The following is a 25,227-nucleotide window of genomic DNA, read 5'->3' as shown; positions in this document are numbered from 1 at the left end:
CCGTGAATGTGGGGGTCCGATCGCGTCGGTTCGTCACGGGCGCGCCGTCGCGAACCGGAATTCAGGCCTCGAGGATCGAATCGAGGAGCTTGGTCTGGGCGGCCCCCACGTGCTCCGAGAACGTCGACCGCGAGATCCCCAGCGCCTCGGCGACGTCGCCGGCGTTGGCCCGCTTCGGGTACTCGAAGTACCCCATCTCGTGGGCGGTCTCGAGAACCTCCCGCTGGCGGTCGGTAAGCCGGCTCCGGTCGACGAGCGCGAGGTCGGTCGTCTCGCCCTCGCCGGTTCGGAGCAGCCGCTGGAGTTCGACCCCGTCGAACCGCTCGCGGAGCTCGCGGACGATCGCTGACAGCGCCTCCACGTCGGCGGCGCGAACGGTCAGGTACAGCGCCCCGTCCTCGGCCCGGATCGACGATACCGGCGTCCCTCCGGCCTCGACGATCTCGCAGGCACAGTCGCCGTCGAAGACACGCTCGAACCGGTACACGTCGCCGTGCTCGTTCGAGGAAACCGTCGACAGCTCGACCCCGACGGTCCCGTCCTCGAGCGGGTCCGCGTCGCCGTCGACCGCGAACTCCTCGATCGGCGGGATCCCCGGGCTCGAGGGAGAGGACCGGGAGACGTCCTCGATCGACTCGCCGGTGGCGCCCGTGGCGCGGGCGACCGGACAGTTCTCCGGGTCGGATAGCACGACCGTGGCGGACAGTCCACTCATACGGGACCGTTCGTCACGAACTCGGATTACTTCGGCCGTCAGTTCCCAGCCCGCGAAAAGAAGGGGACGGCTGCGGGTCCGTACCGTCATGGTAGACGGCGCCGCGCGGGGACGGTCCGAGCCGAACCCGATATTCTCTTAAACCTACCCGGATATGTTGGAGGCGACGACTTCCCTACCGCGAGCCAGTCTCTACAGGAGCACACGAGGAATGTCCGAATACGAGTTCACCTGCCCGGACTGCGGGCAACAGATCGAGGTCAATCCCCCGGTTCGCGAGGCGACGCTATCGCACGGCTGTCCGGTCTGTGGCGCGTCGGTTTCGCAGGAACACTTCGCGAAACAGTGAGCGGCCGCGAGTCCGGCCGAGCGACACCGAGACGTATCACCGAGGCCCCCGACGGAGGTTCGCTTACTCGTCTTCGCGTTCGATCTCGGTTCGTCGACCGCTCAGTTCCGACGGATCGAACTCGTAGAGTTTGATATCGAGGTTCTCTTTCGAGTCCCCCCAGATCTCGAACAGCGGCCGCTTCGCCTCGCCGTACTGCTCGATGTGGGAGGCGGTGAGCTCCGAGGGGTCGATCTCCTCGAGCGAGCCGACGGCGACGACGCTCCGGTAGGTCTCCCCGCCGTCGGTCTCCTCGTAGACGACGAGTCGGGCGTCCGGCGACGAGGCGAGAAACTGCCGCTTCTCGCTTTCGGGCGTCGAGACGAGGCGCATGTAGAAACGGCGGGCGTCGGCGTCGTACCCGTAGGAAACCGGGATCGCGTACGGACTCTCCGTTTCCTCCCCGGCCAGCGCCAGGACCCCGGTCTCGTGGCGGCTAAGGAACGCGTCGATCTCGTCGGCGGTCATCTCGGTCTCCTCGGCAAGTGCCATTGTCGTACGTCGTGGATCCGGGACACTAAACTACTTCCGTTCTCTCGACTCCCGGACTACGCGTCGGCCTCGAGGACGTCCTCGAGGAGTTTCCGCTGGGCCGCGCCGAGGTGTTCGGTGAACGTCGACTGGGTGATCCCGAGCGCCTCGGCGACTTCCGTGGCGTTGGCCCGCTTGGGACGTTCGAAGTAGCCCATCTCGTAGGCGGTCTCGAGGACCTCGTACTGGCGGTCCGTGAGCTTCCCCCGGTTGACGAACACGCGCTCCTCCGGGGTCCCCGACAGCGGCGGCTGGAGGAGGCTCCGGACGTCGACGCCGGGATATCGCTCGCGGAACTCGTCCATGATCGCCTGGAGCTGGTCGAACCCGTCGGCGTGAAAGACCAGCGTCACGTCCCCGTCGCTCGCCCGGTAGCGGTGGACTGGGCAGTCGTACGCGCCGAGACACTCGCAGGGACAGCGGCTCTCCTCGCCGTGGGAGCACCGGTAGAGGTTGGTCGTTCCGTACGAGAAGACGGGACCGGTCACCGCGTCGCCGAACTCGGCGTCGGCCTCCGCCAGAAACTCGGTCGTCGAACCCTTCGTTCCGCAGTTGACGCTCGTCGAAACCTGCTCGATCGTCGTCCCGGTTTCCCGCGAGAACCTCGCGATCGGGCAGGCTTCGGGGGTATCGATCTTCACGGTGGCGCGAATTCCCGACGACATAGGTACTACCGACGGGTTCGGGCTACGTCATATTTAAAGTGGGCAGCCGAGCGCCGGTGTTCCCAGGCTCTCGGAACGAGAAGCGGTACCTTATGGGTTGGGGCCGTAGCTATCGGTATGGGCACCTGCGAGAACCTGCAGTTCGTCTGTCCGGCCTGCACCCGGTCGATCGAGGTCACCGAGTCCGTGCGTGACGCGCTGGTCGAGAGCGGGTGTGTCATCTGCGGGACGGACGTCGACGACGGCGCGTTCGCCCTCGAGAAGACGGCGTGACGAGTCGAGCCCGAGCGCGTGTGACCCTCAGTAGCACGGGGTAATAAAGGGACCTCGATATCGGTGGTCCACACTGGTGGCGTTTCAGTGCCCACAGTGTCGTATGAGCCAATCGCTGACCGGAGCGCGTCGGACGTACGGCGAGGAGACGCTGGCGGACGAACCCCGGGTCGTCGCGGGCGAGGAGGATATCGGATCGATTCTCACCGCGCTCGACGACGCCGACTGCCGCACCATCCTCGAAGAACTCGATGACGACGCCTACCGCTCCGCGTCGGAGCTCTCCGAGCGCTGCGACGTTCCCCTCTCGACGATGTATCGAAAGCTCGAACTGCTCGAGGACGCCGGCCTGCTCGAAGAGCGGCTGCGGATTCGCCAATCGGGGAGACACGCCAGCGAGTACGCCCGGCGCGTCGAGGGCGTCCGCGTCGCGGTCGACGGCGACGACGGGATCGCGCTCGAGCTCTCATAGCGGGTCTCGAAACGGCAAGACAGATAGGCGGCCTCTCCTAACCTCGACCGATGGCAACCGCCGACGCGAGAGAGCGACTCCGGGAGCGGCCGATGGGCGTAACGATCCTGTTGACGATCGTCGGCTACGGACTCGTCATCGGAACCTTCGTCGCGGACGTTCCGATCTACCCCGATCTGACGAACGCGCAGGTCAACCTGTTCACCCACGCGATCGCGGTGATCAACTCCGTGACGACCGTCTTGCTCGGCGCCGGCTGGTACTGGATCCGGGCGGGCGAGGTCGACAAACACCGCGCGGCGATGACGGGGGCGTTCGCCACGATCGTGCTGTTCCTCGTCGTCTACCTGATCCGTGTCGGCGGCGGCGGGACGAAGGAGTTCGTCGCCGCCTCCCCGGTGTACGAGCTCTACCTCGCGATGCTCGCGATCCACATCGTGCTCTCGATCGTCGCCGTCCCGGTCGTGTTGTACGCGCTGATCCTCGGGCTCACCCACACGCCCGCCGAACTGCGCGAGACCGCCCACGCCAGGGTCGGCCGCATCGCCGCGGGGAGCTGGATCCTGAGTCTCGTGCTGGGCGTCGTCACCTACCTCATGCTCAACCACATCTACGACTACGAGTTCGCGATGCTCGTGCCCCACTTCTAAACGGGACCGTTCCCGTCCTCGGTTGCAGTTTACCGTTCTCGATCGCGGAGTTCCCGAAGGAGTTGCTCTCCCCACCGCGACTCCTGCTCGGGAGCGTCGCTCCAGAGCCACTTGCAGTACCGCAAGTGGGCGAGACACTCCTCGTGGGTGAGCTGACTTTTGCAGCCGGGGCAGGTCGGCATACCCGTCGAAACGTTTCCGGAACGAGAGTAGCTTCCGGTGGGCCTCACGTCGAATCGATCGACAACAAAGACTACCGAGCCGATCCGAGAGTCGTTCCGTGTTGTACGTTAGCAAGCGCTTTTCGGTCTGGAGAGTGCGGTAGCCGTATGCAGTTCCGCGCAGCGGCGATCGGACTCGGCGGGCTCGGCCAGCTCGAGCTCGAGGTGTTGGTCGGGCTCGAGGGCGTCGAACTGGTCGCCGGAGCCGACGTCTCCGGCGAGGCCCGGGAGGTTTTCGAACGCGAGTTCGACGCGCCGGCGTACGCCGACCACGACGCGATGCTCGCCGCCCACGGTGACGGGATCGACGTCGTACTGATCGTCACCCCCCACACGCTTCACTTCGAACAGGCCCGTGCGTGTCTCGAGGCCGGCGCTCACGTCTACCTCGAGAAGCCGATGGTGACCGACGTCGGCGACGCGGTCGAACTGCTCGAGCTGGCCGACGATCGGGGACTCGTCGTGCAGGTGGGGTACCAGCGACGCTTCCATCCGGGATTCGGCGAGGTCAAACGGCTCGTCGACGCGGGTCGAGTCGGCGAGGTCCACGCTGCGAACGCGTATCTCGGCCAGAACTGGTTCGAACTGCACGAGGGAACCTGGCGCGTCGATCCGACGCTCTCGGGCGGCGGACAGCTGTACGATACGGGATCGCACCTGCTCGACGCGCTCTGCTGGATCGTCGATGGGGCTCCGACCCGCGTCTCCGCCGACGTAACGTACGCGAAACCCGAGATCGATGTCAACAGCGCGCTCTCGATCGAATTCGACCGCGACGGACAGTCGATCCTCGTCGGGGTCACGATCAGCGGGGACGGCGTCGAACTCACGCCCGCGGAGGGGTACACGATCTGGGGGACGGACGGCAGGATCACCTTCGACGGCGAGCGGATCCGCCTCGCCGGGCGCGGCGCGACGGTCTACGAGAGCACGATCGACGCCCACACCGATTTCACGTCGCTGACGACGGCGAAACTCGAGAACTTCCTCGAGTCGATCGCGGGAACCGCCGCCCCGGCCGTCCCGGGATCGGACGGACTCCGGGTGACCGCGCTGACCGAGGCGACCTACCGGGCCGACGAACGGGAGTGTCGAGTCGACGTGCAGGCGCTGATCGACGAGACACGTTGAGCCGGACTCGAGAGCACGGCCCCTGGGATTGGTATGGGAGGATCCCGTCCGTTCGGTATGAAGGTTCGAGGCTCGCTCTCTCACGAGGACGTCGCGACGTTTCTCGACGAACGGACGATTCCGGTCCGGCTCGGCTGTCGAACGCCCGCGGGCCATCCCTGGATGGTATCGCTGTGGTATCGGCATCGGTCGATCGAGGCCGACGAGAGCGGTACCGAGAACGACGGCTGGGTACTCGAGTGTGCCACCGCCGCCTCGGCGGACGTCGTCGCCTACCTCCGGGAGACTCCCCAGGTGTCGTTCGAGGTCTCGACGAATCACCCACCCTACGCCGGGGTCCGCGGCCGGGGCGAGGCATCGGTCGAGCCCGATCCCGAGAAGGCGGTGCTCCGGGACCTGCTCGAGCGCTACCTCGAGGACACCGACTCGGAGCTTGCACGGACGCTGCTTCGTGAGGGCCGCGAGGAGGTGACGATCACGCTCGAGCCCGCGGTCGTCTACGGCTGGGACTTCTCCGATCGGATGTAGGAACCGCCACGAGGGAGGATTCGGGTGATCAGTTTCGGTTCCCGGACGGTCGCTCGTACCGGATCGGCAGCGACTCGACGCCGTAGATCAGCGAACTGCGAACCGGCTGCAGGTCGGTGTCGATCGTCTCGATCGTCGCCGTTCGGGCACACAGTTCCTCGAGGGCGACCGACGCCTCGAGCCGGGCCAGCGGGGCGCCGAGACAGTAGTGGGTTCCGTGGCCGAATCCGAGGTGTTGGTTGGGCGATCGGTCGGGAACGAACGCGCCGGCGTCCTCGAACTGCCGTTCGTCCCGGTTCGCGGAGCCGAGCCAGACGACGACTCGGTCACCCGATTCGATCTCGGCGTCCCGCAGCGTCACGTCTTCGGTCGCGACCCGGGACATCGCCTGGACCGGAGAGCGGTAGCGCAACACCTCCTCGATCGCCCGGCCGATCGCGTCGGGCTCCGCGCGGAGATCCTCGAACAGGTCGTGGGCGTCGAAACACCGGACCGCGTTCGTGACGAGGTTCGTCGTCGTGATATTGCCGGCGATGAGCAACAGGATACAGGTGCCGAGCGCCTCCTCCTCCGAGAGTCGCGATCCGTCCTCGAGCTCCCGCGTGACGATCTGAGTCATGAGATCGTCCCGGGGCGACTCGCGTCGGTCGGCGATCATCTCGAAGAAGTAGTTCGCCATCTCCATCTGGGCCTGCTGCTGGCGCTCGAGGAACGCCTCGGTCTCGTCGTCCGCGCTCGAGGACTCGACGAGCGTGTCCGACCACCGCTTGAACCGATCGCGATCCTCGGCGGGAACGCCGAGCAGCTCGGCGATGACGACCACGGGAAGCGGGTACGCGAAGTCGTCGACGACGTCCAGTTCGCCCCGGTCGTCGGCCAGCGCGTCGGAGAGGAGCTCGGCCGCCAGCCCGCGGATCTCCGGCTCGAGCTGCCGGATGGTCCGCGGCTCGAACGCGTCGTCGACGACGCCGCGGAGCTCGTCGTGTCGGGGTGGGTCCTCGAACAGCATGGTCTCGAAGATCAGCCCCTCTTCGGGCCGTTCCGGCTCCCGAAAGTCGTCGGCTAACCGTGGGTCGACCGAGAACGTCGCGTCGTCGTCGAGGACTCGCTTGACGTCCGCGTACCGAAAGACGTCCCAGGTTCGACGGTCCGGATCGTACCGGATGGGTTCGTTCTCGCGCATCTCCCGGTACCAGTCGAACGGTTCGAGCCACGCCTCACGGGATGCGAGCTCGTCGGGAAACGCCTGCAGTCCCTGTGGATCTGCACTACTCATGGGCACTGGACCACGAGGACGGACAAAACGTTCGGGGGTGGCGGACCCGGGTTCGCGTCAGTCGGTCGTCGGGATCGAGCGGGCGCCGAGCGCGAAGAAGACCGCCGCGAGAACCGCGAGGATTCCCAGGTTCGCCAGCGCGGGGTCGACCCCGGCGACCGCGGCCGTCGCCGCGTTCGGGTCGGTAGCCGCGCGCACCCCGCGGGCGAAGTACGTCAGCGGCGAGAGGTTCACGAGGGGTTCGAACCAGCCGGGCAGTTGCTCGAGCGAGATGAACGTCTCGGAGAGAAAGAGCAGGGGCAGGCCGATCGCGTTGCTGGCGGCGACGGCGCCGTCCTGGGAGTCGGTGTAGCTGCCCAGCATCGCGCCGACGCCGCAAAAGCAGACGACGCCGACCAGGATGTAGGGGACCAGCAGCGCCGAGAAGGCGATCTCGGCGCCCGTCAGGACGACCACGAGCGCGAGGATCAGCAGGCTCGCCAGCCCGATGATGACGGCGTTGACGACCGTCTGGGCGAGCAGCCACTCGGCTCTGGTCTGGGGGGTCGTCGCGAGCTTCTCGAAGCGACTTCCCTCGCGGTGGCGCGCGACCTCGCTGCCCAGTCGCGACAGGGGGGTAAAGAGGACGACCACGGCCAGGTAGCCGGGAACGTAGTACGCCGGCGGCTCGGCGAACAGTCCGCCCCCGCCGGGGTCGGTCCGGACCAGCGCACCGAAGATAACGATCAGGATCACCGGGAAGAAAAACGTGAAGAAGACCGCGGTTCGGCGACGAATGAACGCCCGCCAGCCGGCGCCGGTCTCGGCGCGGACGCGACCGAGCCGGCTCACGCCGTCTCACCCGCGCGAGCGAGGCCGGTACTGGCGGTTCGCTCGAGTTCGGTTTCGTCGGCCAGCTCGAGGTAGACGTCCTCGAGGTCGGGCTCGGCCCAGGAGAGCCCGGAGTAGTCGATCCCGCGTTCCTCGAGGTAGTCGACGACGCGACCGATCTCGGCGGGCGAGACCTCGCGGACGACGATCTCGCTCCCTCGCTCGGCGGTCGCGAACGGGAGATCCTCGAACGCCGCCGGGTCGGCGGGCGTCTCGATCGTGAGTCGGCTCGAGCCCGCGTGGTCGGCGATCAGTGCCGCGGGCGTCCCCCGAGCGACGAGTTCGCCGTCGGCGAGCAGTCCGACGCGGTCGGCGAGGCGTTCGGCCTCGGCCATGTCGTGGGTCGTCAGGAAGACCGTAGTTCCCGCATCGGCGAGGTCCTCGATCAGCCGCCAGACGGTTCGCCGGCCCGCAGGGTCGATGCCCGTGGTCGGCTCGTCCAGAAAGAGCACGTCGGGGTCGTTGACCAGCGCGGTGCCGACGCAGACCCGGCGCTGCTGGCCCCCGGAGAGGTTCTCGTACCAGGTGTCGTCGGCGTCGGCGAGTCCGACGTCGGCAAGCACGGCATCGGGATCGCGGTGGTCGTCGTACAGCCCCGCGTAGTAGGCCACCAGCTCGCGGGCGGTGAGCCGATCCGGGGGCGAGAACGACTGCGGGAGCACGCCCAGGCGGTCGCGGTCGACGGCCGACGGCGCCGCCCCGAGGACGCGCGCGCTTCCGGAATCGGGCTCGGTCGTTCCCGTGAGCGCGCGAACGAGCGTCGTCTTGCCCGCCCCGTTGGGGCCGATGAGCGCGAACACCTCGCCGCGCTCGACCGACAGCGACACGCCCGCCAGCGCCGTGGTCCCGTCGTATCGCTTCTCGAGTCCCTCGGCGACGACCGCGGTATCCATACGGGTCGCTATCAGCGCGGCCGGCGTAAGGGGTTCGATTCGCCTCTCGGAGACGCGCTGGCGTTTTCGTTTGCAAGTCCGTTTCCGATATCGTTTGCGTCCGTGTCAGGCTCTCTCGGAGTAAAACTGCCGAGTCGAGAGGACGGTTCGACGGAAGCCATCCCGCCCGTCGCGACCTCGAGTCCGTGTCGAAACACTGTAGGGCAACTCGAGGGTTGTCGCTATCGATGAGCCGGAGCGAACCCCTCGAGCGAGCTGACAGGGCGTGGTGGAAGGAAGCGGTCGTCTACCAGATTTACCCACGAAGTTTCAACGACAGCGACGGCGACGGTGTCGGCGACATTCCGGGCATCGCCGAGAAGGTCGACTACCTCGAACGACTGGGCGTCGACGTGATCTGGCTCTGTCCGGTCTACGACTCCCCGAACCACGACAACGGCTACGACATCCGGGACTACCGATCGATCCTGGACGCCTTCGGAACGATGGCCGACTGGGAGGAGCTGCTCGAGAAGCTACACGCTCGGGACATGCGCCTGATCATGGATCTGGTGGTCAACCACACCTCGAGCGAGCACGAGTGGTTCCGGCGATCCCGACGACGCGACGGGAAGTACGAGGACTACTACCACTGGGAGGAGGGCCGGCCGGCCGCCGAAGCCGACTACGAAACGGCCGACGGCCCCGCGGGCGAGGTCGCGCCGAACAACTGGGATTCGATCTTCGGCGGACCCGCCTGGAGCTACGACGAGGAGCGCGGCCAGTGGTACCTCCACATCTTCGACGCACACCAGCCCGACCTGAACTGGCGCAACCCCGCCGTCCGCGCGGACGTCGAGGGAGAGATCGAGTGGTGGCTCGAGAAGGGGATCGACGGCTTCCGCATGGACGCCATCGACCTGCTCTCGAAGGCGGAGGGACTCCCCGACGGCGACCCCGACGACGCCCTCGTCGGCTCGGAACACTACAGTCACGGCCCGCGCCTCCGCGAGTACCTGCGGGAGCTGTACGACGACGTCCTCTCGAACTACGACGCGATGACCGTCGGCGAGATGGGGATGGCCTCGGTCGAGGCGGCCGCCGACTCGATCGGCGAGAACGGAGACGGACTCGACATGGTGTTCCAGTTCGATCACATGAACGTCGACGCGGGCGAGAACGGGCCCTGGGGCCGGGCCGAACCCGGGGAGTGGAAGCTGACGGAGCTCAAGGAGATCGTCAGCCGCAAACAGCGCCGCCTCGAGTGGGACGCGCTGTTCCTGAGCAACCACGACGTCCCGCGGCTCGTCTCGCGGTTCGGCGACGACGACCGATACCGCGAGGAGAGCGCGACGCTGATCGCAACGTTCCTGCTGACGATGCGGGGCACGCCCTACGTCTATCAGGGCGACGAGATCGGGATGACGAACGCCGACTTCCGGAGCCGCGAGGAGATCGACGACCCCCAGACGCTCGGGACGATCGACGACCTGCTCGAGGCGGGCGCGATCGACTCCTACGAGGACGTCCGGGAGTTCGTCAACTACCGGAGCCGGGACCACGCGCGGACGCCGGTGCAGTGGACCGACTCACCCGGCGCCGGCTTCACCGACGGCGAGCCCTGGCTCAAGGTAAACGAGAACCGCTCGAGGATCAACGTCGAGGCCGCGATCGCGAACGGCGACTCGGTCTGGCACTACTACCGGCGGCTGATCGAGCTGCGGGACGCCGAGGACGTGCTGGTCTACGGCGAGTACGACCTGTTGCTCCCGGAGGACGAGCAACTGTTCGCCTACGTCCGAACGCTCGAGGACGAGCGAGCGCTGATCGTCCTCAACTGGTCGGCCGAACCCGCGGTCGTCGACGGTCTCGGAGTCGCTGCCGACGGTCCGGACGTTCTCGTCGGCAACTACGACGATCCGCCGACCGCTCCCGAAGGCAGCGAGCTCCGGCCCTACGAGGCGGTCGTCTACCGCCTCGGATGAGACCGCCGTCGCGCTCGCCTCTTGCCTTCGCAGGGCCAACGGTTAGACCCGCGTTCGTGGTAGTCCGGGTAGATGGTACAACTCGGATACACGCTCTCGAGCGAGGAACACGGGCCGAACGAGCTCGTGTCCATCGCACAGCGGGCGGAAGCGGCCGGTTTCGACTTCCTCTCGATCTCCGATCACTTCCACCCGTGGGTCTCGGCGCAGGGAGAGTCGCCGTTCGTCTGGTCGACGCTGGGCGGGATCGCGACCGCGACCGACGACATCGAGGTCGGCGTCGGCGTCACCTGCCCGACGATCCGGATTCACCCGGTCAACGTCGCCCACGCGGTCGCGACCGTCGACGAGATGTTCGGCGATCGGTTCACGTTCGGGGTCGGTACGGGCGAGAACCTGAACGAGCACGTCACGGGCGAGCGCTGGCCCGAACACGACGTCCGCCTCGAGATGCTCGAGGAGGCGATGGACATCATGCGGAAGCTCTGGACCGGGCAGACGACGAGCCACCGCGGCGAGCACTACACGGTCGAGAACGCGCGGCTGTACACCTGCCCCGACGAGCAGCCGACGACGATCGCCAGCGCCTTCGGGCCCCAGACGGCCGAGTGGGTCGCCGACAACGCCGACGGCCTCTGGTGTTCGGGACCGAAGGAGGGCCCCGTCGAGGCCTACGAGGACGCCGGCGGCGACGGGCCGACGTACACCCAGCTGCACGGCTGTTACGCCGACAGCGAGGACGAAGCCGTCGAGACGATCTACGAGTACTGGCCCAACGGGTCGATCCCGGGCGAGCTCGGCCAGGAGCTGCCGACGCCGGCCCACTTCGAGCAGGCCGCGGAGATGGTCGAGAAAGAGGACATCGCGGAGTCGGGAACGACGACGAGCCCGGACCCGCAGGACCACATCGACAGCATCGAGCAGGCGATCGACGCCGGCTACGACCACGTCTACGTCCACCAGATCGGCGACGAGCAGGAGAGGGCCATCGAGTTCTACGAGGACGACGTGTTGCCGTCGTTCCGGTGAGGTGGTGGCGGTGGGGGCTGGTACGGTTCTCGCAGCCGCCCGGCGGATCGTCAGCGCGATTCGATCTCGAGCGCCGACTCGGATACCGCCGTCACCTCGCCGGCGATAGACGCGTGTTGCGGGTTACTGATCCCATCAGTACTCGGGGTCGCGATCCGGTCGCCGACGGCCACGCGGTCGCCGACCTCGACTGCCGGTTCGGCGGGTTCCACGACGTCGGGCTCCGGGTTCGTCGCGAGCGGGATCCGGACGCGGGGCGGTTCGAGCGTCGCGGTCGGTTCGGTTTCCACCGCTCGGTCGGTCCACTCGTACTCCTCGAGCACGTCGATTCGCCCCTCGCCGAACGTGTTTTCCGCGACGGTCTCTCCGTCGAGGACGAGCAGGCAGTTCGTGTGCTTGCAAACGCCGTAGTCCGCCGGCGTCGCATCCACGGGAAAACACCAGCCGGGCCCGCCGTCGGCGAGCACCGCGTCCGACGGTAGCGCTTCGGGCGGGCGGCCGGCGGCTCGCAGCAGTTCGCTCGCGGGCGTGCCGATCGGCACCTCGAGGAACCGATCGCGCGCCACGTCGCCGCTGACGTGGACGTACTTGTGCGTCACGGGTTCGCCGTCGGAAAGCGCGCGGGAGATGTTGTACAGGGTCTCGGTGTTTTGGACGACCCAGCCGTGATCGGCGGGGAGGTCGGTCCCGACGACCGTGCCGTCGACGGTCTTGAGGAGGACGCTCTCCATCCCGTACTGGTACTCGTTTTCCGTGTACGCGAACACGACGCCCGATTCCTCGTCCCGATCGAGCGGCAGTTCGTTCGGCGGAATCACCGTCCCGTCGGTTTCGGCCTCGAGGTCCCGCACGTGTTCGTCGCGATCCTTCCACTTCGCGCTGACGACGATCGGATCGAACGCCTCCTCGAGCAGCACGTCGAACAGCGCGGCGAACGTCTCCGCGTGGGCTCTCCCGAGCCACTTGTCGACGTAGTAGTTCGGTTCGCTCTCCTGGTGGTTCACGAGGAGGGAATCGACCCCCTCGAGGTCCGTCCACTTCGCGTAGGACGGGAATCCGGCGCCGCCCGCGCCCGCGACGCCGGCCGCCCGGATCAGGCCGCACCCCTGCGCTCGAACGTCCGGCCACTCCGCGGCTCGAGTCGACTGCACGCGTGGAGTCGTCATGGCGTGTAACGGGAGGCCCGGCGCGATCGTACGCCTTTAGCCGCAGCTATGCGGGGTATTTATCCGTCGACGGGCGGCCCCTCCGCCCGTCTCGCGCAGAAATCGACCGCGCGAGCGAGTCGGTACGTTGTAGGCGCCGGCGGACGTATCCGGATGCGACGAAATGCGCTACCTCGACGTGAGCCTTCGGCAACCGCCGGCCGATCGGCATCCGATGCACCAGTTCCTCGTCGAGCACGACGATTACGACGCCTCGCGATTGCTCTACGGGAACCAGTACGCCGCCGACGAGCACGCGGTGCTGTTCTACGTCGACGGTCCCCCTCGGGAGTCCTACGAGAGCGCCCTCGAGGGCGTCCCGTCGGTACTCGCGTTCGAACTCGCCCCCTGTCGCGACGAGTCCTTTTACCTCTACGTGCGGGAACGGCTGACGGGCCCCGATCGGACGTTCGTGGACGCGGTCGAGCAACCGGGACTGATCCTCATCCCGCCGCTCGAGTACCGGGCCGACGGAACGATCCGACTGAAAGCGGTCGGTCCGGACGAGGCGATACAGACGATCGTCGACGACGTTTCCGAGGCGATGCGCGTCGACGTTCGGTCGGTCGGCGAGTACTGCGCCGGGCGGATCGACGCGCGAGTGGATCTGACCCGGCGCCAGTTCGAAGCCGTCTCGGTAGCTGTCGACTGCGGCTACTACCGCGAGACGCGCGACGGGTCTCTCGAGGACGTCGCCGATCGGCTCGGCTGCTCGAGCGGAACGGCGGGAGAGTTGCTCCGACGAGCCGAACGAACCGTCATGGCGGCGGTCGTCGACGGCGGGCCGTTCTGAGGGCACGTCTCGTCTCGGCTCGATTGCGGGACCGGAGCGTGCGGATTGCTTCGAAGGCAAGGCATACCCGAGACTATCCGCATCGGGTACACATGAACCATCGACGACTCGGTTCGACCGGATACGAGGTCTCGGAGGTCGGACTCGGCACCTGGAACATCGGCGGGAGCTGGGGCGACGTCGACGACGAGACCGGCCGCGAGGTCGTCCGCACCGCGCTCGAGGCGGGCGTCGATTTCCTCGACACGGCCGACGTCTACGGCGACGGCCGCAGCGAGCGCCACATCGGTCACGTGCTGGACGAGCGCGACGCCCACGACGACATCCTCGTGGCGACGAAGGCGGGGCGGCGGCTCGATCCCCACGAGGCCGACCGCTACACCTACGAGAACCTGTCCGGGTTCGTCGAGCGCAGCCAGGAGAACCTCAACGAGGAGCCGCTCGACCTCCTGCAGCTGCACTGTCCGCCGACCGAGGCCTACTACCGACCCGAGACGTTCGAGGCGCTCGAGCGACTCAGAGACGAGGGCGAGATCGCCCACGCGGGCGTCAGCGTCGAGAAAGTCGAGGAGGCGCTGAAGGCGATCGAGTACGACGTCGTCGAGACGGTCCAGATCATCGTCAACCCGTTCCGCCAGCGGCCGACGGAACTGTTCTTCGAGCAGGCGCGAAAGCGAGACGTCGGCGTCGTCGTTCGCGTCCCCTTCGCGTCGGGCCTGCTGACGGGCGCGCTCGAGCGCGACCAGGAGTTTTCCGAGGACGACCACCGCAACTTCAACCGCGAGGGCGAGGCATTCGACGTCGGCGAGACGTTCGCGGGCGTCCCCTACGAGGTGGGCCACGACGCCGTCGACGCCCTCGAGCCCCACGTCCCCGAGGAGCTGTCGCTGGCCGAGTTCACGCTGCGCTGGATCCTCGATCACGAGGCCGTCTCGACGGTCATCCCGGGAACGACCTCGCCGGAGCACGTTCGCTCGAACGCCGCGGCGTCCGCTCTCGAGCCGCTGTCGAACCTGGCCCACGGCGCGGCCCGGGACGTCTACGAGGACCACGTCGCGGCACACGTCCACCACCGCTGGTAGCGTCGCCGTCCCGACGCGAGGCGGTCGGTCGGTGAGCCTATCCGAGAGGATCCGCGATCGGTTCGCCGGTTCCCCACCCGTTTTGCCGTTCGCGACGGAACCCCCGCGTATGGAGTACACCACGCTCGGCGACACGGGTACGACCGTCTCGCAGCTGTGTTTCGGTACCTGGCGGTTCGGCCGCGCCACCGGCGACCTCGAGAACGAGACGACCCGCGAGGAGGCCCACGAACTGCTCGACGCGGCCCGAGATCACGGGATCAACTTCATCGACACCGCGAACGTCTACGGCGATCCCGACGGCACCAGCGAGGAGTGGATCGGCGAGTGGCTCGCCGACCGCGACGTCGACCGCGAGGACCTCGTCATCGCCTCGAAGGTCTACTTCGAGTTCGACGGCTGGGGCGAGCCCGGACCGAACGATTCGGGGCTCGGTCGCAAACATATCCGCGCCCAGATCGAGGGAACCCTCGAGCGGCTGGGCACTGACTACCTCGACGTCTACTACATCCACCGCTGGGACGACGAGACGCCCATCGAGGAGACGATGTCCGTTCTCACCGACCTCGTCCGCGAGGGGAAGGTCAACCACCTCGGCGCCTCGACGATGGCCGCCTGGCAGCTCACGAAGGCGCTGTGGACGAGCGACGTCGAGGGCCTCGAGCGCTTCGACGTCACCCAGCCGATGGTCAACGCCGCCCACTACGACGCCGTCGGCGACTACCTCGACGTCTGTGCCGACCGAGACCTCGCCGTCTGTCCGTACTCGCCGCTGGCGGGCGGATTCCTCACTGGCAAGTACGAGCGCACCGAAGACGGCGGCGTCGAGGCGCCGGACGGTTCGCGGGGCGCCTTCGACGACCTCTTCGAGGACCGCTACGCGACCGACCGGGCGTGGGACGTCCTCGAGGCCGTCGAATCGGTCGCCGACGAGCTCGAGGCCTCCCCCGCGCAGGTGTCGCTGCGCTGGCTGATGGAGCAGGACCGCTTCACGTGCGTCCCGATCGTCGGCGCGCGCTCGCCCGACCAGCTCGCGGAGAACGTCGGCGCCGTCGATCTCGAACTGAGCGACGAACAGTTCGAACGGATCGACGCGGCTCGCGACGGCAGCGAGTAACCCGCGAGCCGACGACGTCTCGGATGCCGAGGCGCTCCCGGGCTCCGTGAGGGGACCAACCGTCGTGGCGATACCCGTCCCGACGCCGGAGCGAGGGTCCGAAGGCGGTTCATCCGTCCGGATTCGATTCGCTCGCAGCCGCGGCGCCGTCCCGGCTCCGCTCGTCCGGGTAGAAAAGGCTTCATTGCACGGTCGGCAGATGTGATCCACATGGAACGGTGGCAACGGCGGGCGGCGAAAACGATCGGCGGAGTGGTGCTCCTCATCTTCCTGACGTCTACGGCGTATCACTACGTCGCGGTCGCCGTCGAGGGCCGCACACAGAGCTACGTCCACTCGGCGCAGGTCGTCGTCGAGACCGTCACCGGGACGGGGTACGGCTCCGATTCGCCCTGGGAGTCGCCCGTCGCGAACCTCTTCGTGATGGCGATGGACCTCGGCACGTTCCTGGTCCTGTTCATCGTCCTCCCGTACGTCTTCCAGCCGATCCTCGAGGAGACGCTGTCGCCCGAGATCCCGCGGACGACCGACCTGACCGACCACATCGTCGTCTGTGGCTACTCGTCTCGCGGCGAACGCCTCGTCGACGAGTTCGAGACCCGCGGGGTCGACTACGTCGTCGTCGCCGAGGAGGAAAGCGAGGTGCTGGCGCTTGCCGAGGCGGGCGTATCGGTGATCCACGGGGACGCCTCGTCGGTCGCGGCGCTCGATCGGGCCCGGATCGGCGAGGCCGCGTCGGTCGTGGTCGATACGGCCGACGAACTCGCGGCGAGCGTCGTCCTCGCCATCAGGGATCGCACCGAAGACTGCCGAATCGTCGTGTTGAGCACCGATCCATCGTTAGCGCGGCCGCTGCGGTACGCCGGAGCCGACACCGTCGTGACGCCGCGACACCTGCTCGGACAGCGGATCGCGGAACGGGTTCAGGCCGAGGTCGATCCCCGACTGAGCGACGTGACGAGCCTCGGTGGCGGGATCTCCATCGTCGAGGTGACGGTCTTCGAGGACGGCCCGATCTGCGGACGGACCCTCGACGAAACGGGGATCCTCGAGATGGACGACGCGTCGCTGGTCGGCCTCTGGACCGACGGCGAGTTCGTCGGTTCGCCGCCGTCCGATCGCACGATCGACGAGAACAGCGTGTTGCTCGTCGCCGGCAGCGAGTCGCGATTAAAACAACTCGAGGCGCTAACCGGGCCGACCCGAGCGAACGGCGCTCGCGTCGTCGTGGCCGGCCACGGCGAGGTCGGCACAACGGTGCGTGACTCCCTCGAGTCCGCGGGCGTCGAGACGACGGTCGTCGACATCGCTGACGCCGAGGACGTCGACGTCGTCGGCGACGTGACCGAGGAGTCGGTGCTCGAGGCGGCCGAGGTCGGGACGGCGACCGCCTACGTCGTCGCGATCGCGGACGACGACGAGGCGATCCTCTCGGTGTTGCTCGCCCGGGAGCTTTCGGCCGAACTCGACGTCGTCGTTCGCGTAAACGACTCGGCGAGCCAGGGAAAGGTCCGGCGGGCGGGCGCCGACTACGTGCTCAGCCTGCCCGACATCAGCGGCCGGCTGCTCGCGCTGGACGTCCTCCGGGAGGAGATCCTCTCGTACGACCGCCAGTTGAAGGTGGTCCGATTCGAGTCCGACGACTTCGCGGGCCGATCGCTCGCCGACACGAAGATCCCGGAAACCGACTGCATCCTCGTCGGCGTCGAGCGGTCGGGCGAGATCGTCAGGGACGTCCCGGCGGAGTTCGAGTTCGAATCCGGCGACAGCCTCCTGCTCGCCGGCGACGACGAAGCGATCAACGAGGTCGAATCCTGAACGGATCCGTTCTCAGGTCGGACTATCGTCGGGGGCGTCTCCGATCGGTCGCCTCGAGTCGCTCGAGCCCTCGCGACCCCGACGGCGCTAGCGTCGATCCGGGAACGGACGAGACGGAGCGGGTCGTCAGCGGCGGGGCCGACCGCCGATAGCTCTATCGCGCGTCTTCGACCGCCGCCACGATCCCGTCGGCGTCGAGCGGATCCTCGACGGACTCGCCGTCGACGACGACCGTCGGCGTGCGGTCGATTCCCTCCCCGTTCGCGGCCTCCCACTCGGCGGCCAGCGTCGGGTAGTAGGTGTTCTCCTCGAGGGCGTCCGCGACGACCGACGGGTCGATGCCGATCGTCTCCTCGGCGATGGCGGCCAGCTCCTCGTCGTCGGGCGTTCCCGCCTCCATAACCGCGCGCTTGTAGCTGAAAAACTGGCCCGTCGGTTCGTCGTCGGTACCGGTCGCCGCCTGGACCGCTCTGGCGGCGTTGGCCATCGGGACCGAGCGGTTCTCGTCGGCCGGAAGCACGAAATCGCGGTGGCGGTAGCTCGCCGTCCCGGGATCGAGCACCCGCTCCTCGAGTTCGGGAACGACGTCGGCCTCGAAGTCGCGGCAGTGGGGGCAGGCGAAGTCCTCGTAGACGTCGATCGACACGCCGCCCGACCCGATCGTCGGCGTCGGGAGCTGGTCGGGGTCGGGGTCGACGTCCGCGAGGGCGTCGGGAAGCGACGCGTCGAACAGCGCCGCGCAGCCGGCCAGCGCGGCCGACGCGCCGGCGGCGGTGAGCGTGAGAACGGAGCGACGGTTCATTCGCTCGAGCGTAGGGATCGGGCCGTGTTATCGGTGACGCTTCCGCCCGCTCAGAACGGCGCGGTCACCACGAGCGCGTCGACGAGGATCGCGACCAGCACGGCCCCGAGGAAGGCGTTCGAGGCGTGGAACGACCGAAACGCCGCGGCCTCGGTCTGCTCGAAGTGGAGGACGACGGCGGCCCAGAGGAAGATGCCGCCGAAGACGACGACCGTCGCCGCGTAGAGCGCGCCGAGCCCGGAGATCCAGGCCAGCGCCACGGTCCCGACCAGCGTCGCTGCGATGTAGTAGACGATGTGTTTGCGGGTCTCGGTCTCGCCACGGACCACCGGCATCATCGGGAATCCGCCGCGGGCGTAGTCGTCCTTGTACGCCAGCGCGAGGTTGTAGAAGTGCGCCGGCGTCCAGAGGAAGATCACGCCCGCGAGCGCGAGTCCCGGAACGCCGATCTCGTTGGTGACGGCGGCCCAGCCGATCAGCGCCGGGAGCGCCCCCGCGGCGCCGCCGATGACCGTGTTCTGAACCGTGTTGGGCTTGAGCAACAGCGTGTAGACGACGCTGTAGAACAGGATCGCGGCGAGTCCGAGGGCGGCCGCCAGCGCGTTGATCGTCAGGAAGACGGCCATCGACGCGGCCGAGAGGAAGAGGCCGAACAACAGGGCGTTGCGAACCGGGATCAGTTCGGTCGCGAGCGGTCGGTCCGCGGTGCGGGACATCCGCTGGTCGACGTCGCGCTCGAGGACGTGGTTGAACGTGCCCGAGGCACCGATCGCGAGGACGCCGCCGCCGAGCGTGGCGACGATCGTTGCGGCGTCGAGCGCGGGGCCGGCCGCCAGAGCCATCCCCGCTGCGGCGACGAGACAGAGCAGCCACATCAGCCGCGGTTTCATCATTTTGAAATAGGCGAACGCGGTGAGTCGGGCGCGGGCGAGCCGCCCCGAGGGCAGCGTTCGGCCGCCCTCGGGGGTCGGTTCGGGGTCGATCGGGTCCGGAGTCGCCATGACGTCGTCGTCGCTGCCGGTCGCCAGCTCGAGGTCCCGGGCGAGCGCGAGGACGACGGCCGCGAAGATCGCGATTCCCAGCGCGAGGTGGAGACCGGGGACGACCGCGGCCGGACCCAGCGTCGCGGTCGCGGCGCCGACACCGACCTGAACGACGTAGAGGGCAACGCCGCCGAGCAGGGCGGCCGTGACGCCCCTCGAGGCCGATCCGAACAGGGCGGCGACCGCCGACGCGGCCACGAGCAGGCCGACGACGACGGCGGCGAGCCGGTGTCCCCAGGCGATGGCCAGATCGGTCTGGCTCAGGGGGTCGACGGGAGCGTGACACGTCGGCCACGTCGAACACGCCGTGGCCGCGTTCGTGATCGAGGTCGTGGCACCGATGATCAACAGCAGGTAGACGCCGAGCGCGGTCGCTGCAAGCAGTGCTGAGAAGCGACGACGCGTTCGAATCGGACGAGGGAACGGATCGGTTGCCACGGCTACTCTCGTCTACACCGTTCGACTCGGCGTATTTAGGGTTCCCGCTTTTCCCGCTCGCGGTTCCCCCCGTCCGGGGCGTACAGCGACGGAGCCGAACACCTCCGGCGGCCCTCGAGGGCGACGGCGACGCGACGCTTACATCCCCATGTCCGCGGCCGCGTCCGGAACCGGGAGCTCGTGCGGCGGGACGCCCAGCAGTTCGCCGACGTGATCCAGCGCCATGTCGAACCCGTAGTAGCGTTCGAGCTCGTCGCCCTCTGGCGTCGGCCGCACCTTCAGCATCGCGTACCCCTCGAGGTTCTGGGCGACGGCCGCGGTCGCGGCGCCGGAGTCGGCGTCGACCCGCTCGAACGAGAGGCGCCGTTCCCCGTCGATCTCCTCGTAGCTGGCCGCGATCCCGTCGGCTTCGGCGGTTCGGTCTCCGTCGGTCATACCTGGCTCTGGTGGGTCGACCACCGGGAAGCTGTCGGTTTCGTCGGCGACCGACACCCCTTTCGTCCTACTCGCGAGAGTGGCGGGCGTGTCAGACGCGACGCCGAACGGGATCGACCGGGAGTCCGTCCCCGAGGAGCCGACCGAAACGGTTCGGCTCACCCGCTCGGTCGCCGTCGGACTGGTTCTCGTCTCGGTCGTCGCCGCGTTCGCCTCGGCCTACGCGTTCGCCCTCGTCCTCGCGGCGGTTCGCGGGGCCCCCCTCGAGCCGATCGTCCTCACGGCTCGGACGCTGTCGAACCGCGGCCTCCTGCTGGGCGCGATCGGACTGGGACTGGTCGCGGTCGGCGTCCACGAACTCCTCCACGGGGCGTTCATGAGCCGCTACGGCGATTCCCCGTCGTACGGGGTCGGCGTCGCCGCGTTTGTCCCCTACGCCTACGCTCGAGGCGGCCCGGCGAGCTACGAGCGAAACCAGTTACTCGTCGTGCTGCTCGCCCCCCTCGCGGTCGTGACCGCCGCTGGAACGGTCGCCATGGTGATCCACCCGTCGCCGGTCTGGCTCGTCCCGCTTTCGGTCAACGCCGCGGGCTCGGTCGGCGACCTCTGGATGGCGCTCGCGCTCGTTCGGTATCCGCCCGGCGTCCGGGTCGGCGATCACCCGCAGCCGACCGCCCGCGGCTTCGGCATCTACGCCCCCGACGGGCTCGAGCGCCGACCCGGCGCCGCCGCCCTCTCGAGGATCCTCGCGGGCGCCACGGGGACGACCGTCGCGCTCGCGGCGCTTCTGGGCGGGCTGGTCGTTCGCTCCCTGGCGGTCGGCACGGGGACCGTCGTCGTCGCCGTCGACGGGTGGACCGTGTTTCGCCACGAGCTACACGCCACCGCGGTCGTCCTCGAGGTCGGCGTCCCGCCCCTCGCGGCGCTGGCGACCGGGGGCGGGCTCGCCTGGGCGCTGCTGGGCGCGGTTCGGGACGCGCTCGCGAAACCGTAACGCTCGAGCGACCGCGCGCCGACGGGTCGGTATGAGCAAGTGGCTCCGGAGCGGCCGCCGTCGGGATCTCTGTTTCCTGCTCGCCGCCGAGGACGAACTGCGCGGCCAGCAACTCAAGTCCCGCCTCGAGGCCCACTACGACGACCGCATCGAGCCGAGGTCGTTCTACGGCTCGCTGTCGGCGCTGGTCGAGGCCGGGTTCGTCGAGAAGCGAACGGAGGGGCTCCACGACGTCTACGGGCTGACCGACGCGGGCGAGAAGCGGGTCCGCGAACACGGCCAGTGGGTGCGAGACTGTCTCGGAGAATCGTCGTAGGCGTCCCGCCGTCGGGGGCTACTCCTCGAGGACCTGGTCGCCGATCGTGTTGCGCAGCACCTCGCTCGTGCCTTCGTAGATCTCGTTCAACTTGGCGTCGCGGTAGAACCGCTCGGCCGGGAAGTCCTTGGTGTAGCCGTAGCCGCCGTGGATCTGGATCCCCTCGTTTGCCACCTCGCGGCTTACCTCGGAGGCGTAGAGCTTGGCCTGGGCCGAGGCCTTGATGTAGTCCTCGCCGCGGATCTTCCGGTCGGCGGCCTTGTGCATCAGCAGCTTCGCGGCCTGGATCTTCGTGTCCATGTCCGCGAGCTTGTGTTTGATCGACTGGAACTCGCCGATGGGCTGGTCGAACTGCTCGCGCTCGTTGGCGTAGTCGCGGGCCTCGTCTAGGGCCGCGCGGGCGATGCCGACCCCGCGGGCCGCGATGGTGATCCGCCCCCCATTGAGGGTCTTCAGCGCCTGGACGAACCCCTCGCCCTCCGCGCCGAGCAGGCGGTCTTCGGGGAGCCGGAGGTCGTCGAAGCGCAGTTCGGCCGTGGGACAGCCCTTGTCGCCGAGTTTCTCCTCGGTACCTTCGACGATGAACCCGTCGTCCTCCTCGGGGCGGACGACGAACGAGGAGATTCCCTTGTTGCCCGCGTCGGGGTCGGTCTTGGCGAAGACGGTGACGGTGTCGGCGACCGAGCCGTTCGAGATCCAGAGCTTGCCGCCCTCGAGAACGTACTCGTCGCCCTCTTTCGTTGCGGTCGTCTCCATCGCGGGGACGTCGCTGCCCGCACCGGCCTCCGAGAGCGCGAACGCGCCGACGTCGCGACCCTCGGCCAGCGGCGTCAGGTACGCCTCCTTCTGGGCGTCGTCGCCGAACTCGTAGAGCATGTTGCCCGCCAGCGAGGTGTGGGCGGCGACGACGGTTCCGAGCCCGCCCGAACCCCGCGAGATCTCCTCGAGGCCGATCGCGTAGGAGTGGTAGTCCAGTCCGGCGCCGCCGTACTCCTCGGGGAACGGCATCCCCATCAGGCCCAGATCGGCCATCTCGTCGACGAGGTCGGCGGGGAACTCGTCGTCGTGATCGATCTCGCTCGCGACGGGGACGACCTCCTCGTCGACGAACTCCGAGACCATATCCCGAATCTGGCGCTGCTCGGCCGAGAGTGCGAACTCCATACGCGAGTATTGCGAGGTTGATTATTTATGATTGTCTCTTGACCGACCGTCCCGGTCGGTCTCGCCGCACGGCCCGGTCGCGGGTCCGTCAGCTCGAGTCGACCCGCTCGAGGGCGCGCTCGATCGGCTCCTCGCCGGCCAGGAGCTCGAACGTCTCCCCGATCAGGGCGTCGCGCTCGAGTGCGGCGACCAGCACCGCGGCGACGTCCTCGCGCGGGATATCGCCCGAGCCCAGCTCGAGATCGGAGCCGACCCGGATCTCGCCGGTACCGGGCTCGTTCGTCAACTCGCCCGGGCGAACGATCGTGTGCTCGAGGGGACTCTCCCGGAGGTACTCGTCGGCCTCGGCCTTCGCCACGAGGTAGTCCCGGAGCGGTTCGGGTCCGGCCTCGGGATCGTCGGCGCCCATCGAGCTGAGCATCACGAACCGGTCGGCGCCCGCCTCGGTCGCGGCGTCGATCAATCGGATCGCGCCGTCCCGGTCGACGCCGGAGACGTCCTCGCCGCCCGAACCGGCCGCGAAGACGACGGCGTCACAGCCCTCGACGGCGTGGTCGACCGAGTCGGTCAGGTCCGCGACCGCCGCCGTGGCGCCCGTTCGCTCCATCTCCTCGACCTGGGAGTCGTCCCGAACCATCGCCCGAACCTCGCGGTCGCTCTCGGCGAGGCGTTCCGTGACGTGCTGGCCGACCTGTCCGTGAGATCCCGCGATCAGTACGGTCATCGTCCCGACTTGGCGATCGAGACGGGTAACTGTTGGTCCGCTGGACGCCGGAACCGGACGGGCGCTCGAACCGGAACGGTCGGTTCGTCGGGACGTCCCAAACGGAACAACGCGCCGCGACCGCGGCGCTTTTCCGGGATGAAAACGAAAGGATATCGAGTAGATGACAACGGGCCAGCCTGAAACAAACCTCGGTACCGACCTCGAGTGGTGCTACGAGGCGGTGCACGGGGTCTCGCGGACCTTCTCGATCACGATCGATCGCCTCGACGAGCCGATGGCGAGACACATCTGCCTCGGCTACCTCCTGTGTCGAGTCGCCGACACGATCGAGGACGCGGGTCACGTTCCGCCCGAGACCCAGACCGAACTGCTGAACGCGTACGATCGCCTGCTCGATCCGGCCGACCCCCTCGAGGTCGAGGCGTTCATGGCCGACGTCGAGCCCTGGATCCCCGAGGACCGCGACGCCGACTGGGAGGTCGTCGCCGAGACGCCCCGCGTCCTGCGAGCCTTCGAAGCCCTCGAGGAGGAGCCCCGCGAGATCATGCGCGAACCCGTTCGCGAACTCGTCGACGGGATGGCCATGTTCACGGACCGGTACGCCGAGGAGGGCGGCCTGCGCCTCCAGACCTTGGAGGAACTCGAGGAGTACTGCTGGTACGCCGCCGGCACCGTCGGCACGCTGATCACGGGGCTGGTCGCCCGCAGCGCCTCGCCCGACCGGGCCGACGAGATGCGCAAGAACGCCCGCTCCTTCGCTCTTCTCTTACAGCTGGTCAACATCGCCAAGGACGTCGAGGACGACTACCGCGAGGAGAACAACGTCTACCTCCCCGAAGAGTGGCTGGCAGAGGAGAACGTCGACGCCGAGGCCGTGACCGCAGCGGACAACCAGCGCGGCGTCACCAACGTCATCCAGCGGGTGACCGGTCGCGCCGAGCAGTACCTCGACGACGCCCACCGCTACCTCGAGGTCGTTCCCGAGCGCCACGGCAACCGGCTCTCGGCGTGGGCGATTCCCTACCTGCTCGCAGTCGGGACGATGCGCGAGCTCCGAAACCGACCCGAGGACGTCGTCCGCGAGGGCGACGTGAAGATCTCCCGGGCGGAGGTGTTCGCCGTCATCCAGCGGTTCGAGGAGGGCGTCTCCCGAGCCCAGCTCAGAGAGCTCCGCCGGGAGATGTCCGAGAAGCCGCTTCACCACTAGCAGGAACGGATCCGCGCGTCGAGCCCGCCGATCGCCGTCACGGCGATCGTAACGTGTGCACAGTCCGCCCCCCAGTTCGCGTCCGCGAGGCGCTCGGTGATCGTACTGGCCCCGATCTCGAGCGTTTCCTCCCCGTACTCGGCGCGAACGGTCCAGGTCGTCGGCGTCTCCGTCCACCGTCCCGGAAGCCGCGACCTCGCGTCCCCGCCGGCCGGCTCCAGTCGGACCGTCCGCTCGGCCTCGATCCCGTTGCCGTCGACGACGAGCTCGAGGGTGACGACCGCAGTCGACTCGTTGACGGCCTCGAGCGGGCGAAATCTGAGGTGATCGCGCCTGCGGTACCGGTTCCAGGCGTACCCGCCCGCGAGGAACGTCCCGCCGCCGGACGCGCTCGCTCCGAGGAGCCGTCGACGGCTGTAGCTGGACATCGGCCGTACGTTCTCGCGGATCGCGAAAAAGCTGCCGTCCGCATTCGGCTCG

At 68.2% G+C, this 25,227-nt stretch carries 29 protein-coding genes; 15 read left to right on the top strand and 14 right to left on the bottom strand.

Going from position 1 to position 25,227, the window contains the following annotated elements:
* Positions 1–61 precede the first annotated feature (61 nt).
* Positions 62–715, bottom strand: coding sequence for a helix-turn-helix domain-containing protein (locus tag C492_RS19020; RefSeq protein WP_008426616.1), 654 nt, complete (start codon positions 713–715; stop codon positions 62–64).
* A 211-nt stretch (positions 716–926) separates the two neighbouring features.
* Here C492_RS19020 and C492_RS19015 point away from each other — a divergent pair, with 211 nt between their 5' ends.
* Entirely contained in the window at positions 927–1,064 is a 138-nt protein-coding gene (locus C492_RS19015; protein ID WP_008426615.1) for a DUF7560 family zinc ribbon protein, read from the top strand.
* Positions 1,065–1,127: 63 nt separating this feature from the next.
* Here C492_RS19015 and C492_RS19010 read toward each other — a convergent pair whose 3' ends face one another.
* Together C492_RS19010 and C492_RS19005 are read right to left on the bottom strand one after the other, a co-directional pair.
* Positions 1,128–1,595, bottom strand: a complete 468-nt coding sequence (locus tag C492_RS19010; protein WP_008426614.1) for a pyridoxamine 5'-phosphate oxidase family protein — start codon at positions 1,593–1,595, stop codon at positions 1,128–1,130.
* Positions 1,596–1,651: 56 nt separating this feature from the next.
* Positions 1,652–2,299 carry a DNA-binding protein gene (locus tag C492_RS19005; protein ID WP_008426612.1) on the bottom strand — a complete coding sequence of 216 codons (648 nt, stop codon included), beginning with the start codon at positions 2,297–2,299 and terminating at the stop codon, positions 1,652–1,654.
* Between the two features lie 117 nt (positions 2,300–2,416).
* Here C492_RS19005 and C492_RS24770 point away from each other — a divergent pair, with 117 nt between their 5' ends.
* The 3 genes from C492_RS24770 to C492_RS18995 all read left to right on the top strand — a co-directional run bounded on the left by C492_RS24770 (position 2,417) and on the right by C492_RS18995 (position 3,694).
* Positions 2,417–2,572 (top strand): DUF7560 family zinc ribbon protein, encoded by a 156-nt coding sequence (locus tag C492_RS24770; RefSeq protein ID WP_008426607.1) that lies wholly within the window; start codon positions 2,417–2,419, stop codon positions 2,570–2,572.
* Between the two features lie 103 nt (positions 2,573–2,675).
* On the top strand, positions 2,676–3,044 hold the full coding sequence (locus C492_RS19000; protein WP_008426605.1) for an ArsR/SmtB family transcription factor: 369 nt from the start codon (positions 2,676–2,678) through the stop codon (positions 3,042–3,044).
* Between the two features lie 50 nt (positions 3,045–3,094).
* Complete coding sequence (locus C492_RS18995) at positions 3,095–3,694, top strand: DUF420 domain-containing protein (RefSeq protein WP_008426604.1); 600 nt, start codon at positions 3,095–3,097, stop codon at positions 3,692–3,694.
* Positions 3,695–3,723: 29 nt separating this feature from the next.
* Here C492_RS18995 and C492_RS24310 read toward each other — a convergent pair whose 3' ends face one another.
* Positions 3,724–3,876 carry a hypothetical protein gene (locus C492_RS24310; RefSeq protein WP_160167011.1) on the bottom strand — a complete coding sequence of 51 codons (153 nt, stop codon included), beginning with the start codon at positions 3,874–3,876 and terminating at the stop codon, positions 3,724–3,726.
* 147 nt (positions 3,877–4,023) lie between these two features.
* On the opposite strand from C492_RS24310, the gene C492_RS18990 reads away from it, so the two are divergent.
* Together C492_RS18990 and C492_RS18985 are read left to right on the top strand one after the other, a co-directional pair.
* Positions 4,024–5,046 carry a Gfo/Idh/MocA family protein gene (locus C492_RS18990; protein WP_008426602.1) on the top strand — a complete coding sequence of 341 codons (1,023 nt, stop codon included), beginning with the start codon at positions 4,024–4,026 and terminating at the stop codon, positions 5,044–5,046.
* 57 nt (positions 5,047–5,103) lie between these two features.
* Positions 5,104–5,574 carry a hypothetical protein gene (locus C492_RS18985; RefSeq protein ID WP_008426600.1) on the top strand — a complete coding sequence of 157 codons (471 nt, stop codon included), beginning with the start codon at positions 5,104–5,106 and terminating at the stop codon, positions 5,572–5,574.
* Between the two features lie 28 nt (positions 5,575–5,602).
* Here the strand turns inward: C492_RS18985 and C492_RS18980 are convergent, their stop codons facing one another.
* The 3 genes from C492_RS18980 to C492_RS18970 are packed head-to-tail and all read right to left on the bottom strand — an operon-like array spanning position 5,603 to position 8,613.
* Positions 5,603–6,850, bottom strand: a complete 1,248-nt coding sequence (locus tag C492_RS18980; protein ID WP_008426598.1) for a cytochrome P450 — start codon at positions 6,848–6,850, stop codon at positions 5,603–5,605.
* A gap of 57 nt (positions 6,851–6,907) precedes the next feature.
* On the bottom strand, positions 6,908–7,681 hold the full coding sequence (locus C492_RS18975; RefSeq protein ID WP_008426596.1) for an ABC transporter permease: 774 nt from the start codon (positions 7,679–7,681) through the stop codon (positions 6,908–6,910).
* On the bottom strand, positions 7,678–8,613 hold the full coding sequence (locus tag C492_RS18970) for an ABC transporter ATP-binding protein (RefSeq protein ID WP_008426594.1): 936 nt from the start codon (positions 8,611–8,613) through the stop codon (positions 7,678–7,680). Before C492_RS18970 ends, C492_RS18975 begins: the two co-directional genes overlap by 4 nt.
* Before the next feature lie 227 nt (positions 8,614–8,840).
* Here C492_RS18970 and C492_RS18965 point away from each other — a divergent pair, with 227 nt between their 5' ends.
* Together C492_RS18965 and C492_RS18960 are read left to right on the top strand one after the other, a co-directional pair.
* Complete coding sequence (locus tag C492_RS18965; protein ID WP_008426592.1) at positions 8,841–10,577, top strand: glycoside hydrolase family 13 protein; 1,737 nt, start codon at positions 8,841–8,843, stop codon at positions 10,575–10,577.
* Between the two features lie 72 nt (positions 10,578–10,649).
* A complete protein-coding gene (locus C492_RS18960; protein ID WP_008426591.1) occupies positions 10,650–11,606 on the top strand; it encodes a TIGR03557 family F420-dependent LLM class oxidoreductase in 957 nt (318 codons plus the stop codon).
* 50 nt (positions 11,607–11,656) lie between these two features.
* Here C492_RS18960 and C492_RS18955 read toward each other — a convergent pair whose 3' ends face one another.
* Positions 11,657–12,772 (bottom strand): NADH dehydrogenase, encoded by a 1,116-nt coding sequence (locus C492_RS18955; protein WP_049893190.1) that lies wholly within the window; start codon positions 12,770–12,772, stop codon positions 11,657–11,659.
* 214 nt (positions 12,773–12,986) lie between these two features.
* On the opposite strand from C492_RS18955, the gene C492_RS18950 reads away from it, so the two are divergent.
* The 4 genes from C492_RS18950 (at position 12,987) to C492_RS18935 (ending at position 17,621) form a co-directional block, all read left to right on the top strand.
* The gene (locus C492_RS18950; protein ID WP_239643459.1) at positions 12,987–13,604 is read left to right on the top strand and encodes a helix-turn-helix domain-containing protein; all 618 of its coding nucleotides are present in this window, start codon (positions 12,987–12,989) and stop codon (positions 13,602–13,604) included.
* Between the two features lie 92 nt (positions 13,605–13,696).
* Entirely contained in the window at positions 13,697–14,686 is a 990-nt protein-coding gene (locus tag C492_RS18945; RefSeq protein ID WP_008426587.1) for an aldo/keto reductase, read from the top strand.
* 109 nt (positions 14,687–14,795) lie between these two features.
* Positions 14,796–15,803 (top strand): aldo/keto reductase, encoded by a 1,008-nt coding sequence (locus tag C492_RS18940; protein ID WP_008426585.1) that lies wholly within the window; start codon positions 14,796–14,798, stop codon positions 15,801–15,803.
* A gap of 210 nt (positions 15,804–16,013) precedes the next feature.
* A complete protein-coding gene (locus C492_RS18935) occupies positions 16,014–17,621 on the top strand; it encodes a potassium channel family protein (protein WP_008426583.1) in 1,608 nt (535 codons plus the stop codon).
* A 154-nt stretch (positions 17,622–17,775) separates the two neighbouring features.
* Here the strand turns inward: C492_RS18935 and C492_RS18930 are convergent, their stop codons facing one another.
* The 3 genes from C492_RS18930 to C492_RS18920 all read right to left on the bottom strand — a co-directional run bounded on the left by C492_RS18930 (position 17,776) and on the right by C492_RS18920 (position 20,339).
* Positions 17,776–18,423, bottom strand: a complete 648-nt coding sequence (locus C492_RS18930) for a DsbA family protein (protein ID WP_008426582.1) — start codon at positions 18,421–18,423, stop codon at positions 17,776–17,778.
* Positions 18,424–18,473: 50 nt separating this feature from the next.
* The gene (locus tag C492_RS18925) at positions 18,474–19,904 is read right to left on the bottom strand and encodes a heme o synthase (protein ID WP_008426580.1); all 1,431 of its coding nucleotides are present in this window, start codon (positions 19,902–19,904) and stop codon (positions 18,474–18,476) included.
* A gap of 138 nt (positions 19,905–20,042) precedes the next feature.
* Entirely contained in the window at positions 20,043–20,339 is a 297-nt protein-coding gene (locus tag C492_RS18920) for a DUF7111 family protein (protein ID WP_008426577.1), read from the bottom strand.
* A gap of 79 nt (positions 20,340–20,418) precedes the next feature.
* On the opposite strand from C492_RS18920, the gene C492_RS18915 reads away from it, so the two are divergent.
* Together C492_RS18915 and C492_RS18910 are read left to right on the top strand one after the other, a co-directional pair.
* A complete protein-coding gene (locus C492_RS18915) occupies positions 20,419–21,333 on the top strand; it encodes a DUF3267 domain-containing protein (RefSeq protein WP_008426575.1) in 915 nt (304 codons plus the stop codon).
* A gap of 31 nt (positions 21,334–21,364) precedes the next feature.
* On the top strand, positions 21,365–21,649 hold the full coding sequence (locus tag C492_RS18910; protein WP_008426573.1) for a helix-turn-helix transcriptional regulator: 285 nt from the start codon (positions 21,365–21,367) through the stop codon (positions 21,647–21,649).
* 18 nt (positions 21,650–21,667) lie between these two features.
* Here C492_RS18910 and C492_RS18905 read toward each other — a convergent pair whose 3' ends face one another.
* A complete protein-coding gene (locus C492_RS18905; RefSeq protein ID WP_008426571.1) occupies positions 21,668–22,813 on the bottom strand; it encodes an acyl-CoA dehydrogenase in 1,146 nt (381 codons plus the stop codon).
* 88 nt (positions 22,814–22,901) lie between these two features.
* Entirely contained in the window at positions 22,902–23,537 is a 636-nt protein-coding gene (locus C492_RS18900; protein WP_008426570.1) for an SDR family oxidoreductase, read from the bottom strand.
* Positions 23,538–23,700: 163 nt separating this feature from the next.
* Between C492_RS18900 and C492_RS18895 the strand changes: the two genes are divergently transcribed.
* Positions 23,701–24,747, top strand: a complete 1,047-nt coding sequence (locus C492_RS18895; protein ID WP_008426568.1) for a phytoene/squalene synthase family protein — start codon at positions 23,701–23,703, stop codon at positions 24,745–24,747.
* On the opposite strand, the gene C492_RS18890 is transcribed toward C492_RS18895, so the two are convergent.
* On the bottom strand, positions 24,744–25,175 hold the full coding sequence (locus C492_RS18890) for a hypothetical protein (RefSeq protein WP_008426566.1): 432 nt from the start codon (positions 25,173–25,175) through the stop codon (positions 24,744–24,746). The two genes, C492_RS18895 and C492_RS18890, sit on opposite strands and share 4 nt — an antisense overlap.
* Between the last annotated feature and the right edge of the window lie 52 nt (positions 25,176–25,227).

Source organism: Natronococcus jeotgali DSM 18795, from assembly GCF_000337695.1.
GTDB classification, from domain to species: Archaea; Halobacteriota; Halobacteria; order Halobacteriales; family Natrialbaceae; genus Natronococcus; species Natronococcus jeotgali.
The sequence above is the reverse complement of the archived record's forward strand: the minus strand, read 5'-3'. Positions and strand labels throughout refer to the sequence as shown.

Coding starts and splice junctions, on each gene's coding strand:
- C492_RS18955 (WP_049893190.1), bottom strand. CDS start 12,772: ATGACGACTCCACGCGTGCAGTCGACTCGAGCCGCGGAGTGGCCGGAC.
- C492_RS18980 (WP_008426598.1), bottom strand. CDS start 6,850: ATGAGTAGTGCAGATCCACAGGGACTGCAGGCGTTTCCCGACGAGCTC.
- C492_RS18985 (WP_008426600.1), top strand. CDS start 5,104: ATGAAGGTTCGAGGCTCGCTCTCTCACGAGGACGTCGCGACGTTTCTC.
- C492_RS19015 (WP_008426615.1), top strand. CDS start 927: ATGTCCGAATACGAGTTCACCTGCCCGGACTGCGGGCAACAGATCGAG.
- C492_RS19020 (WP_008426616.1), bottom strand. CDS start 715: ATGAGTGGACTGTCCGCCACGGTCGTGCTATCCGACCCGGAGAACTGT.
- C492_RS18930 (WP_008426582.1), bottom strand. CDS start 18,423: ATGAACCGTCGCTCCGTTCTCACGCTCACCGCCGCCGGCGCGTCGGCC.
- C492_RS18945 (WP_008426587.1), top strand. CDS start 13,697: ATGAACCATCGACGACTCGGTTCGACCGGATACGAGGTCTCGGAGGTC.
- C492_RS18910 (WP_008426573.1), top strand. CDS start 21,365: ATGAGCAAGTGGCTCCGGAGCGGCCGCCGTCGGGATCTCTGTTTCCTG.
- C492_RS18895 (WP_008426568.1), top strand. CDS start 23,701: ATGACAACGGGCCAGCCTGAAACAAACCTCGGTACCGACCTCGAGTGG.
- C492_RS18890 (WP_008426566.1), bottom strand. CDS start 25,175: ATGTCCAGCTACAGCCGTCGACGGCTCCTCGGAGCGAGCGCGTCCGGC.
- C492_RS18905 (WP_008426571.1), bottom strand. CDS start 22,813: ATGGAGTTCGCACTCTCGGCCGAGCAGCGCCAGATTCGGGATATGGTC.
- C492_RS18900 (WP_008426570.1), bottom strand. CDS start 23,537: ATGACCGTACTGATCGCGGGATCTCACGGACAGGTCGGCCAGCACGTC.
- C492_RS24310 (WP_160167011.1), bottom strand. CDS start 3,876: ATGCCGACCTGCCCCGGCTGCAAAAGTCAGCTCACCCACGAGGAGTGT.
- C492_RS19000 (WP_008426605.1), top strand. CDS start 2,676: ATGAGCCAATCGCTGACCGGAGCGCGTCGGACGTACGGCGAGGAGACG.
- C492_RS18995 (WP_008426604.1), top strand. CDS start 3,095: ATGGCAACCGCCGACGCGAGAGAGCGACTCCGGGAGCGGCCGATGGGC.
- C492_RS18960 (WP_008426591.1), top strand. CDS start 10,650: ATGGTACAACTCGGATACACGCTCTCGAGCGAGGAACACGGGCCGAAC.
- C492_RS19010 (WP_008426614.1), bottom strand. CDS start 1,595: ATGGCACTTGCCGAGGAGACCGAGATGACCGCCGACGAGATCGACGCG.
- C492_RS18920 (WP_008426577.1), bottom strand. CDS start 20,339: ATGACCGACGGAGACCGAACCGCCGAAGCCGACGGGATCGCGGCCAGC.
- C492_RS19005 (WP_008426612.1), bottom strand. CDS start 2,299: ATGTCGTCGGGAATTCGCGCCACCGTGAAGATCGATACCCCCGAAGCC.
- C492_RS18965 (WP_008426592.1), top strand. CDS start 8,841: ATGAGCCGGAGCGAACCCCTCGAGCGAGCTGACAGGGCGTGGTGGAAG.
- C492_RS18950 (WP_239643459.1), top strand. CDS start 12,987: ATGCACCAGTTCCTCGTCGAGCACGACGATTACGACGCCTCGCGATTG.
- C492_RS18935 (WP_008426583.1), top strand. CDS start 16,014: ATGGAACGGTGGCAACGGCGGGCGGCGAAAACGATCGGCGGAGTGGTG.
- C492_RS18970 (WP_008426594.1), bottom strand. CDS start 8,613: ATGGATACCGCGGTCGTCGCCGAGGGACTCGAGAAGCGATACGACGGG.
- C492_RS18990 (WP_008426602.1), top strand. CDS start 4,024: ATGCAGTTCCGCGCAGCGGCGATCGGACTCGGCGGGCTCGGCCAGCTC.
- C492_RS24770 (WP_008426607.1), top strand. CDS start 2,417: ATGGGCACCTGCGAGAACCTGCAGTTCGTCTGTCCGGCCTGCACCCGG.
- C492_RS18940 (WP_008426585.1), top strand. CDS start 14,796: ATGGAGTACACCACGCTCGGCGACACGGGTACGACCGTCTCGCAGCTG.